Genomic DNA, 11,223 nt, shown 5'->3' on the forward strand with positions numbered 1-11,223 from the left:
CGGTACCCCGCCGTGACCCACGGTGTCCGCATGATGGAACGGATTATCCCGCTTCCCGAGAACCGCCCCATCATGTAACCTGCACGAAATTTTGCACTCACGCAGAGGGCCAACGTCGTCCCTCGGCAATCTGCATATGCCACATGACGACGACGGGAGAGCCGATGCGTACGCCGCGCCAGCCGTCCCAGCACTCCGCGAATGGCCGGAACTGGTCCTTCATGGATGCTCGCCCTGCTGCGCAGGGTATGTACGACCCCCGCAACGAACGCGACGCGTGCGGCGTCGGTTTCGTCGCCACCCTCACCGGCGAGGCGTCCCACACCCTGGTCGAACAGGCCCTTACGGTCCTGCGCAACCTTGAGCACCGCGGTGCCACCGGCTCCGAGCCCGACTCCGGCGACGGTGCCGGAATCCTCTCTCAGGTGCCCGACGCGTTCTTCCGTGACGTGGCCGAATTCGAACTGCCCGCGGCCGGTGCGTACGCCGTCGGTACCGCCTTCCTGCCGGAGGACGGGACGGCCGAGGCCGTCTCACAGATCGAGACGATCGCCGGTCAGGAGGGCCTGACGGTCCTCGGCTGGCGTGAGGTTCCGGTCGCTCCCGAGCTGCTCGGTGCCACCGCCCGGTCGACCATGCCGGCCTTCCGGCAGATCTTCGTCGCCGACGGCTCGGCCGCGTCTGCCACGGGTATCGCCCTCGACCGCAAGGCCTTCGTGCTGCGCAAGCGCGCCGAGCGTGAGGTCGGTGTCTACTTCCCGTCGCTCTCGGCCCGCACCATCGTCTACAAGGGCATGCTGACCACGGGCCAGCTGGAGCCCTTCTTCCCGGACCTGTCCGACCGCCGGTTCGGCTCCGCGATCGCGCTCGTGCACTCCCGGTTCTCCACGAACACCTTCCCGTCGTGGCCGCTCGCCCACCCGTACCGCTTCGTCGCGCACAACGGTGAGATCAACACCGTCAAGGGCAACCGCAACTGGATGGTCGCCCGCGAGTCGCAGCTCGTCTCCGATCTGTTCGGGTCCGACGACAAGGCCCTCGACCGCATCTTCCCGGTGTGTACGCCGGACGCCTCCGACTCGGCGTCCTTCGACGAGGTGCTGGAGCTGCTCCACCTCGGCGGCCGCTCGCTGCCGCACTCCGTGCTGATGATGATCCCGGAGGCGTGGGAGAACCACGACTCCATGGACCCGGCCCGGCGCGCCTTCTACCAGTTCCACTCCACGATGATGGAGCCCTGGGACGGCCCGGCCTGTGTCACCTTCACCGACGGCACCCAGGTCGGCGCCGTGCTCGACCGCAACGGCCTGCGCCCCGGCCGCTACTGGGTCACCGACGACGGCCTCGTCGTCCTCGGCTCCGAGGTCGGCGTCCTCGACATCGACCCGGCCAAGGTCGTCCGCAAGGGCCGGCTGCAGCCCGGCCGCATGTTCCTCGTCGACACCGTCGAGCACCGCATCATCGAGGACGACGAGATCAAGGCCCAGCTCGCGGCGGAGAAGCCGTACGCCGAGTGGCTGGAAGCCGGCGAGATCGAGCTGTCCGACCTGCCCGAGCGCGAGCACATCGTGCACACGCACGCCTCGGTCACCCGCCGCCAGCAGACCTTCGGTTACACCGAGGAGGAGCTGCGCATCATCCTGGCGCCGATGGCCAAGACCGGCGGTGAGCCGCTCGGCTCCATGGGCACCGACTCGCCCATCGCCGCGCTGAGCGAGCGCCCGCGCCTGCTCTTCGACTACTTCACCCAGCTGTTCGCGCAGGTCACCAACCCGCCGCTGGACGCCATCCGCGAGGAGCTCGTGACCTCGCTGCACTCGTCCCTCGGCCCGCAGGGCAACCTGCTCGACCCGACGGCCGCCTCCTGCCGCTCGGTCACCCTGCCCTTCCCGGTGATCGACAACGACGAGCTGGCCAAGCTCATCCACATCAACGCCGACGGCGACATGCCCGGCTTCAAGGCCGCGACCCTCTCCGGCCTGTACCGGGTGCACGGCGGCGGCGACGCCCTCGCCGCGCGCATAGAGGAGATCTGCGCCGAGGCCGACGCCGCCATCGACAACGGCGCCCGGCTGATCGTCCTGTCGGACCGCCACTCCGACGCCGAGCACGCGCCGATCCCGTCGCTGCTGCTCACCGCGGCCGTCCACCACCACCTCATCCGCACCAAGCAGCGCACCCACGTGGGCCTGCTGGTCGAGGCCGGCGACGTCCGCGAGGTCCACCACGTCGCGCTGCTCATCGGCTACGGCGCCGCCGCGGTCAACCCGTACCTGGCGATGGAGTCCGTCGAGGACCTCGTCCGCGCCGGCACCTTCCTGTCGGGCATCGAGGCCGAGCAGGCCATCCGCAACCTGATCTACGCCCTCGGCAAGGGCGTCCTGAAGGTCATGTCCAAGATGGGCATCTCGACGGTCGCCTCCTACCGCGGCGCCCAGGTCTTCGAGGCCGTCGGTCTCGACGACGCCTTCGTCGAGAAGTACTTCAACGGCACCGCCACCAAGATCGGCGGCGTCGGCATCGACGTCATCGCCAAGGAGGTCGCCGCCCGCCACGCCAAGGGGTACCCCGCCTCCGGCATCGCTCCGGCGCACCGCGCCCTGGAGATAGGCGGCGAGTACCAGTGGCGTCGCGAGGGCGAGCCGCACCTGTTCGACCCGGAGACGATCTTCCGCCTCCAGCACTCCACGCGCACCGGTCGCTACGACATCTTCAAGAAGTACACCGAGCGTGTGAACGAGCAGTCCGAGCGCCTGATGACGCTCCGCGGCCTGTTCGGCTTCAAGTCCGACCGGCAGCCCATCTCCATCGACGAGGTCGAGCCGGCCAGCGAGATCGTCAAGCGCTTCTCCACCGGCGCCATGTCGTACGGCTCCATCTCCAAGGAGGCGCACGAGACCCTCGCCATCGCCATGAACCAGCTGGGCGGCAAGTCCAACACGGGTGAGGGCGGCGAGGACCCGGACCGTCTGTACGACCCGGCGCGCCGGTCGTCCATCAAGCAGGTCGCTTCCGGCCGCTTCGGTGTGACCTCCGAGTACCTGGTCAACGCGGACGACATCCAGATCAAGATGGCCCAGGGCGCCAAGCCCGGTGAGGGCGGTCAGCTGCCCGGCCACAAGGTCTACCCGTGGGTCGCCAAGACGCGTCACTCGACGCCGGGCGTGGGCCTCATCTCCCCGCCGCCGCACCACGACATCTACTCCATCGAGGACCTGGCCCAGCTGATCCACGACCTCAAGAACGCGAACCCGCAGGCGCGGATTCACGTCAAGCTGGTCTCCGAGGTCGGCGTCGGCACGGTCGCGGCGGGTGTGTCCAAGGCGCACGCCGACGTGGTGCTCATCTCCGGCCACGACGGCGGTACGGGTGCCTCCCCGCTCACCTCGCTGAAGCACGCCGGTGGCCCCTGGGAGCTCGGCCTCGCCGAGACCCAGCAGACGCTGCTGCTCAACGGCCTGCGCGACCGCATCGTCGTGCAGACCGACGGCCAGCTGAAGACCGGCCGTGACGTCGTCATCGCCGCGCTGCTCGGCGCCGAGGAGTTCGGTTTCGCGACCGCGCCGCTCGTCGTCTCCGGCTGCATCATGATGCGCGTCTGCCACCTGGACACCTGCCCGGTCGGCATCGCCACCCAGAACCCGACCCTCAGGGACCGGTTCTCCGGCAAGGCCGAGTACGTCGTCAACTTCTTCCAGTACATCGCCGAAGAGGTCCGCGAGATCCTCGCCGAGCTGGGCTTCCGCTCCATCGAGGAGGCCGTCGGCCACGCCGAGACGCTGGACGTCGCGCGTGCCGTCGACCACTGGAAGGCACAGGGCCTGGACCTGGAGCCGCTGTTCCACGTGCCCGAGCTGCCCGAGGGCGCGGTGCGCCACCAGATCGTCGAGCAGGACCACGGCCTGGCGAAGGCGCTCGACAACGAGCTCATCAAGCTCGCCGCCGACGCCCTGGCCGCGGACTCCGCGACCGACGCCCAGCCGGTGCGGGCCCAGATCAAGGTCCGCAACATCAACCGCACGGTCGGCACCATGCTCGGCCACGAGGTGACGAAGAAGTTCGGCGGCGCTGGTCTGCCCGACGACACGATCGACATCACCTTCACGGGCTCCGCCGGCCAGTCCTTCGGCGCCTTCCTCCCGCGCGGTGTCACGCTGCGCCTGGAGGGCGACGCCAACGACTACGTCGGCAAGGGCCTCTCCGGTGGCCGCGTCGTCGTCCGCCCGGACCGGGCCGCCGACCACCTCGCCGAGTTCTCGACGATCGCGGGCAACACCATCGCGTACGGCGCGACCGGCGGCGAACTGTTCCTGCGCGGTCGTACGGGCGAGCGGTTCTGTGTCCGCAACTCCGGCGCGACGGTCGTCTCCGAGGGCGTGGGCGACCACGGCTGCGAGTACATGACCGGTGGCCACGCGGTGGTCCTGGGCGAGACGGGACGTAACTTCGCGGCCGGTATGTCCGGCGGTATCGCGTACGTCATCGACCTCGACCGCGACAACGTCAACGTCGGCAACGTCAGCGCCGTCGAGGCCCTCGACGACACCGACAAGCAGTGGCTGCACGACGTGGTCCGCCGTCACCAGGAGGAGACCGGCTCCACGGTCGCCGAGAAGCTGCTGGCCGAGTGGGAGACCGCGGTCGAGCGCTTCAGCAAGATCATCCCCAGCACGTACAAGGCAGTGCTCGCCGCCAAGGACGCCGCCGAGCGAGCCGGTCTGTCCGAGACCGAGATCACCGAGAAGATGATGGAGGCGGCGATCAATGGCTGACCCGAAGGGCTTTCTGAACCACGGCCGCGAGGTCGCCAAGTCCCGCCCCGTCGACGTACGCCTCAAGGACTGGAACGAGGTCTACGTCCCCGGCTCCCTGCTGCCGATCATCAGCAAGCAGGCCAGCCGCTGCATGGACTGCGGCATCCCGTTCTGCCACAACGGCTGTCCGCTCGGGAACCTCATCCCCGAGTGGAACGACTACGCCTACCGCGAGGACTGGTCGGCGGCGTCGGAGCGCCTGCACGCGACCAACAACTTCCCGGAGTTCACCGGTCGCCTCTGCCCGGCGCCCTGCGAGTCGGCCTGCGTGCTCGGCATCAACCAGCCGGCCGTCACCATCAAGAACGTCGAGGTCTCGATCATCGACAAGGCGTGGGACGCGGGCACCGTCGCCCCGCAGGCCCCGGAGCGCCTGTCCGGCAAGACCGTCGCCGTCATCGGCTCGGGCCCGGCCGGCCTGGCCGCCGCCCAGCAGCTGACCCGCGCCGGTCACACGGTCGCCGTCTACGAGCGCGCGGACCGCATCGGAGGCCTTCTCCGGTACGGCATCCCCGAGTTCAAGATGGAGAAGCGGCACATCAACCGCCGTATCGAGCAGATGCGCGCGGAGGGCACCCGCTTCCGCACCGGCATCGAGATCGGCAAGGACCTCAAGGCCACCGACCTGAAGAAGCGGTACGACTCGATCGTCATCGCCGCCGGTGCCACGACCGCCCGTGACCTCCCGGTCCCCGGCCGTGAGCTCAAGGGCATCTACCAGGCCATGGAGTACCTGCCGCTGGCCAACAAGGTCCAGGAGGGCGACTACGTCACCGCCCCGATCTCGGCCGAGGGCAAGCACGTCGTGGTCATCGGCGGCGGCGACACCGGCGCCGACTGCGTGGGCACCGCCCACCGTCAGGGCGCGGCCTCGGTGACGCAGCTGGAGATCATGCCGAGGCCGGGCGAGGACCGTGCCGCGCACCAGCCGTGGCCGACCTTCCCGATGCTGTACAAGGTCACGTCCGCGCACGAGGAGGGCGGCGAGCGGGTCTACTCCGTCTCCACCACCCACTTCGAGGGCGACGAGGACGGCAACGTCCAGTGGCTGCACCTCAGCGAGGTCGAGTTCATCGACGGCAAGCTGACCTCGAAGCCGGGCACGGAGCGCAAGATCCCCGCCCAGTTGGTCACCCTCGCCATGGGCTTCACCGGCACCGACCGCGAGAACGGCCTGGTCGAGCAGTTCGGCCTGGAGCTCGACGAGCGCGGCAACATCGCCCGCGACGCCGACTTCCAGACCAACGTGCCGGGTGTCTTCGTCGCCGGTGACGCGGGCCGCGGCCAGTCGCTCATCGTGTGGGCCATCGCGGAGGGCCGCTCGGCCGCCCGCGGCTGCGACCGGTTCCTGACCGGCGCGAGCGAGCTGCCGGCACCGATCCGGCCGACGGACCGCTCGCTGATGGTCTGACACCTCAAGAGACGTCCCGTACAACGGCGTACGGAACACAGATGGCGCCTGCCCCTTGTCCCCGACCGGACGAAAGGGCAGGCGCCGTCGCCTTTCTCAGATGGCTCGCAGGCGCACGGTCACCGGGGCCGGTTCATCCGGCACCGGCAGCGACTGAACGGTCAGAGCGTCCCCGCTCTCCACGACTCCGCTGCCGGACCGGTCGAGATGCGCGTCCACCACGACCCGCTGCCCCTGTGTCCAGTCGGCCGACAGCTCGAAGGGGACGGCGCGGGTGCCCTCCCCGTCGTACGAGATGTCCTGAGCCGTCGCGGTGAGTTCGTACGAGGGCGCGTCGGCCACCGTCACGTCGAGCACCCGCACCCGTAGCACCGCCTGTTCGAAGGCGCCGAGGTCGGGGGTGAGGAGCACTCGCCCGGAGACAGTGGTCATGTCACGCTCGTCCGCTAGGAGTTGAGCACGGCGTACCGTGCCTCGATGTCGACCGGCCCGCCGGTGAGGTTGCGGATCTCGATGAAGTACTTGATCAGGTTGCTCGCCTGACGGTCCACTTGGACCTTCCACTCCACCTGCGCGTTGCCGTCCACCATCGGCCACGTGGGTACGACCGTCCAGTCGACCCGCCAGGCCTCCGGCCAGCTGTGCGTGAACCATCGGCGGCTGGTGTTCGCCGGTACCTGTCCGCGGAACTGCACTCCCAGAATCACGACTCTTCCCCCTTCGGTGCCTCCGGCGCGCCCCCGCCGTCCTTCAGACTCTCCGCGGCCGGGACGCCCACGACGCCCCCGCCGTCCTGTGCCGCGCCCAGCGGCGCGTACCCGGCACCCGCGAACTCGGGCCCTCCGATCCCGCTGCCGGTCCCGGTGACGACCGTGCCCGCCGGAGCGCCCGGCGCCCCGCTCGGGCTCGGCGCCGGACCGGCGTCGACCGCGTCGGCCCAGCCGGCGGGCATCGACTCGCCCTGCATTCCAATCGGTTGCATCGTTCCCCCTGCTTCTCGCTGCTGCTTGCTCTGTCCCGGCCCCCGTCAGGTCGCGTTGGCGCCCCAGCCGAGCACGTCGTAGCGGGCCTGGATGTCGACCGGACCGCCGGTCAGATTGCGGATGTTGAGGAAGTACTTGAGCAGTCCACCTGACTGCCGGGTCACCTGGACCCATGACTCGATCTGCGCGGGCCCGTCCACCACGGGCGCGGTCGGTACGGCCGTCCAGTGGACGTACCAGTGCGCGGGCCAGCTGTGGGTGAACCAGCGCCCGACCTGCCCGGCCGCGACCCGGCCGGTGAACTGCACACCGGAGAAGCGGGCCGGTGACTCCAGGTTCGCGTACATCGTGCGTACGGCGAGACAGTCCCCGGGGCTGAGCCCCGCCCGCTGGCCGATCTCGACGTTCTGCCGGGGCACGATGGTGTCCTGGCTGTTGCTGGAGAACGCCCAGCGCGGGTAGTGCATGATCGAGTGGTAGTCGTACGCGCCGACGTCGTCGCCGTCGGTGATGTGCTGGTTGAAGTTGTGGGCCATGCCCTGCTGGATGTTGGCCCAGTGGATGGTGACGAACTGGTCCCGGTCCTCGCGGCTCTGCTCGTGCCAGAGCCCGACGGCGTGCCCGATCTCATGGATCGCGGCGCCGAGTTCGCAGCCCTGGCCCAGCGTGATCTGCTGGACGGTGCCCCGACGGCCCACGGCTGAACTGCAGCCGCCGCCGGGGACGAACCGGATGAAGTCCGGGTACTGCGCCTGGTTCTGGGCCGTGCGCTGCACGAAGCGGATGCGGGTGTTGCGCTGCCAGTGGTCGATGGCGCCGGTCACCCGGGCCTGGTCGGGCAGGTTCGGGTCGATCTCGTACGGCACGAGGCCGTTCACCCAGCGGAACTGCGTGCCGGGCAGGATGACCCCGTTCTCCTCCAGTGCCACCGCGTGCTCGGCGGCCACCTGCTTGGACTCGATGAGGTCGAGGATGATGTCGCCCTCGAACACGGGCTGCCCGTCGACCTCGGTGTACTGCACCGCCTTCGGCCCCTTGCCCGCCAGTTGGACGAGGCCGGCCTGCACCTCCGGTCCGACCTGGTAGGGCCCGAACCCAGAACCGGCGGCGGCTGGTTCGGCCGTGTCGGCTGCCATGGCGTCCCCCTTGATTGACGTTTTTCCCCCTTGGGGTGATTAACGTCGATGAGGCGCCATCTTTCGTCAATGGTGGGCGGAGGCGGCTTTTGTCTCGTACGTCTGACCCAGGGCGGCCAGGGCAGGTTGGGCTAGGGCACCCTGTACGTCTCCCCGTACACCTGCCATTCCAGCGGTGTGCTCAGCCGGAGGTTGCCGTTGTTCAGGAACCGCCGCTGGGCCGTGTCGATGCGGGTGGTGTCAGTGTTCGGCTTCTTCGCCCGCATGGCCGCCCGGCGTACGTCGAGGAAGACGTCCAGGTACGCCTTCTCCGAGCCGCCCTCGGACGGGGAGTCCGCCTTGCGCAGGGCGCGTTCGCGCAGGACGAAGAAGCCGTCCTCGTCGATGCCCGCGCCGTGGAAGACCATCGCGTCGTAGTAGACGAACTGGCCCAGCGTGCCGAGGCCGTCGAGCTTGGCGAGGCGGACCGCCGGGTCGAAGTAGACGCGGTCGCGTTCGGCGTCCTGGGCCGCACGGAACGCCGCCACCTGGGCCTCCGCCTTCCAGGCCCGGGTGAAACCGGGGTCCAGGCCCTCGTGGGAGTCCGTGCCGTCGACCTCGCGCAGGGCGGGGAGATAGCGGGCGAGCCCGTTGTCCGGGTGGGCCTCGGTGTAGTTCTCGACCAGGGCGAGCAGGTCATGGGTGCCGGTGCAGAAGCCGATGATGCCGGCGGTGTAGCCCTGGCCGTCGCCGAGGTCCTCGATGTAGCCGTAGGTGCGGCGCCAGTCGAGGGTCGAGCTCTCGGCGCTGGACACGAGCCGCTGGGCCAGCTCCTTCTTCGCGGGGGAGGCGAGGCCCGGCGGCAGGTCCGCGATCAGCTCGTCGTCCGCCGCGCGGTCCTGCTCGGCACGGCTCTTGGCCTCCTGAAGGGCTGACTGCTGCGCGGACGCGGCGGTGGATTCCGCCGGGCTCTCCGCGGAGTCCGAGGGGATCAGGAAGTAGACGACTGCCGCAACGGCGACGGGGACGGCCGCGAAGAGCAGGACTCCGATACGTCTCACTGGGCGACCCCCGAGCCGGTCAGCTCCGCGACCCTGGCGACCGCGATCACCGCCAGCAGCACCAGCATGCCCACGCAGGCGGCCGTCTGGATCAGGGCCTGGCGCGGCCCGCGCGGGGCGTAGGCGTAGGCGAAGGTGACCGCGGCGCCCGTCAGCAGTCCGCCGAGGTGGCCCTGCCAGGAGGTGAGGCTCGCGGAGAGCAGCAGCCACAGCAGCAGGAACGCCATGAAGCGGTTGACGGAGCGCATGTCGGCGCCGACGCGGCGGGCGAGGACGTAGTACGCGGCACCGAGACCGAAGATCGCGCCCGACGCACCGACCGACTCCACGTGCGGGTCGGTGAGCAGCAGCTCGAACACCGAACCGCCCAGCGTCGCCAGCAGGTAGAGCGCGAGGTACCGGACCCGGCCGAGCATGGGTTCCACGACCCGGCCGAGCTGCCACAGCGCGAGCATGTTCATCACGATGTGCAGCACACCGAAGGTGCCCTCGGTCGGCGCGGAGTGGAGGAACCCGCTGGTCAGCAGCCGGTCCCATTCTCCGGCGACAACGCCCTCGGCGTGGAGGTCCGACGGGTACCCGGGCCCGTAGACGTAGTAGCCGTCCGGCCCGACCAGCCGTGCGCCGAGCATCGCGAACCGGTCCAGGAGCTCCGGACGCACCACCTCGGCCAGATAGGCGAGGACGTTGAGCCCGATGAGCACGGAGGTCACGAGCGGCGTCGCGGCGATCCGCCCACCGACGATCGTCCGCGCCTGCCGCACCGACCGCGCCCCCTCCCTCACACACTCCACGCACTGGTGGCCGACGGACGCCTCCCGCATGCAGTCCGGGCAGATGTACCGGTCGCAGCGGGTGCAGCGGACGTGGGACTCGACCTTGGGGTGGCGATAGCAGGTCGTGACAGTGGGCTGGGCGGACTCGGGCTCCACAGCCGGCTCCTTGAAGGGGACTGGACGAACGGTGAGCCGGTGGGGGCGGCGGCGAACAAAATAGCGAACACCTGTGGACGGAGGGAGGGGCGGGGCGGGTGGTGTCGTAATCTCGGCTGCCAGTGGGACGCGTGAGGGGGGAGACAGTATGGCAGCGATCAGTCTCAGCAAGGTCGAGGAGACCGCACCTGCGTTGGTCAGCCTGTACAAGAGCGCCGGGGTGGCGCTGCGGGGGCACGGGCTGGACGGGGCGCGGGCCGCGGTCTACCTGGTCGTCGACTACTCCGGGTCGATGAAGCCGTACTACAAGGACGGCAGTGTGCAGGCGCTCGCCGACCGGGTGCTCGGGCTGTCGGCGCACTTCGACGACGACGGCACCGTCCCGGTGGTGTTCTTCTCGACCGACGTCGACTGCGAGACCGAGATCGCGCTGGCCGACCACCAGGGGCGCATCGAGCGGATCGTGGCCGGCCTCGGGCACATGGGCAAGACCAGCTACCACCTGGCCATGGACGCCGTCATCGATCACTACCTCGACAGCGGGTCGACGGACCCCGCCCTGGTCGTCTTCCAGACCGACGGCGGACCCATCAACAAGCTCGCCGCGGAACGGTATCTGTGCAAGGCGGCCAGGCTCCCGCTGTTCTGGCAGTTCATCGGCTTCGGGGACCCGAACAGCAAGCAGTTCGACTATCTGCGCAAGCTCGACGAGCTGTCCGTCCCAGCCAAGCGGGTCGTCGACAACGCCGGCTTCTTCCATGCCGGTGCGGAGCCACGGAAGGTGTCCGACGCCGAGCTGTACGACCGGCTCGTCGGCGAGTTCCCCCAGTGGCTGGTGGCGGCGCGTGCGCAGGGGATCGTCCAGGCATAGCGGCGCACCATCGCCGGCCTGGAGGGCTCGCGGAAC

The 11,223-nt window shown here is 69.6% G+C and carries 9 protein-coding genes; 3 read left to right on the forward strand and 6 right to left on the reverse strand.

Annotated features, from left to right (window positions below; all coding sequences use genetic code 11):
* The first annotated feature begins 164 nt into the window (after positions 1 to 164).
* Positions 165 to 4,772 carry a glutamate synthase large subunit gene (gene gltB, locus ACIA8X_RS18370; protein ID WP_393443246.1) on the forward strand — a complete coding sequence of 1,536 codons (4,608 nt, stop codon included), beginning with the start codon at positions 165 to 167 and terminating at the stop codon, positions 4,770 to 4,772.
* The gene (locus ACIA8X_RS18375) at positions 4,765 to 6,225 is read left to right on the forward strand and encodes a glutamate synthase subunit beta (protein ID WP_393442574.1); all 1,461 of its coding nucleotides are present in this window, start codon (positions 4,765 to 4,767) and stop codon (positions 6,223 to 6,225) included. The genes gltB and ACIA8X_RS18375 overlap by 8 nt, the downstream gene beginning before the upstream one ends.
* 96 nt (positions 6,226 to 6,321) lie before the next feature.
* Here the strand turns inward: ACIA8X_RS18375 and ACIA8X_RS18380 are convergent, their stop codons facing one another.
* The 6 genes from ACIA8X_RS18380 to ACIA8X_RS18405 form a co-directional block, all read right to left on the reverse strand.
* Positions 6,322 to 6,657: a YbaY family lipoprotein gene (locus tag ACIA8X_RS18380; RefSeq protein ID WP_393442576.1), complete on the reverse strand. Its 336-nt coding sequence runs from the start codon at positions 6,655 to 6,657 to the stop codon at positions 6,322 to 6,324.
* A gap of 14 nt (positions 6,658 to 6,671) precedes the next feature.
* Positions 6,672 to 6,932: a hypothetical protein gene (locus ACIA8X_RS18385; protein ID WP_031483461.1), complete on the reverse strand. Its 261-nt coding sequence runs from the start codon at positions 6,930 to 6,932 to the stop codon at positions 6,672 to 6,674.
* Complete coding sequence (locus ACIA8X_RS18390) at positions 6,929 to 7,207, reverse strand: hypothetical protein (RefSeq protein WP_393442578.1); 279 nt, start codon at positions 7,205 to 7,207, stop codon at positions 6,929 to 6,931. Before ACIA8X_RS18390 ends, ACIA8X_RS18385 begins: the two co-directional genes overlap by 4 nt.
* Before the next feature lie 45 nt (positions 7,208 to 7,252).
* Positions 7,253 to 8,344, reverse strand: a complete 1,092-nt coding sequence (gene legP, locus ACIA8X_RS18395; protein ID WP_393442580.1) for a Dot/Icm T4SS effector Zinc-dependent metalloprotease LegP — start codon at positions 8,342 to 8,344, stop codon at positions 7,253 to 7,255.
* Positions 8,345 to 8,475: 131 nt separating this feature from the next.
* Positions 8,476 to 9,384, reverse strand: coding sequence for a chitosanase (locus tag ACIA8X_RS18400; RefSeq protein WP_393442582.1), 909 nt, complete (start codon positions 9,382 to 9,384; stop codon positions 8,476 to 8,478).
* The gene (locus tag ACIA8X_RS18405; protein WP_393442584.1) at positions 9,381 to 10,316 is read right to left on the reverse strand and encodes a rhomboid family intramembrane serine protease; all 936 of its coding nucleotides are present in this window, start codon (positions 10,314 to 10,316) and stop codon (positions 9,381 to 9,383) included. The genes ACIA8X_RS18400 and ACIA8X_RS18405 overlap by 4 nt, the downstream gene beginning before the upstream one ends.
* 148 nt (positions 10,317 to 10,464) lie before the next feature.
* On the opposite strand from ACIA8X_RS18405, the gene ACIA8X_RS18410 reads away from it, so the two are divergent.
* Positions 10,465 to 11,187: a vWA domain-containing protein gene (locus ACIA8X_RS18410; protein ID WP_393442586.1), complete on the forward strand. Its 723-nt coding sequence runs from the start codon at positions 10,465 to 10,467 to the stop codon at positions 11,185 to 11,187.
* Positions 11,188 to 11,223 lie beyond the last annotated feature (36 nt).

Origin of the sequence: Streptomyces sp. NPDC051738 (genome assembly GCF_044453205.1) — a bacterium.
Lineage (GTDB): Bacteria > Actinomycetota > Actinomycetes > Streptomycetales > Streptomycetaceae > Streptomyces.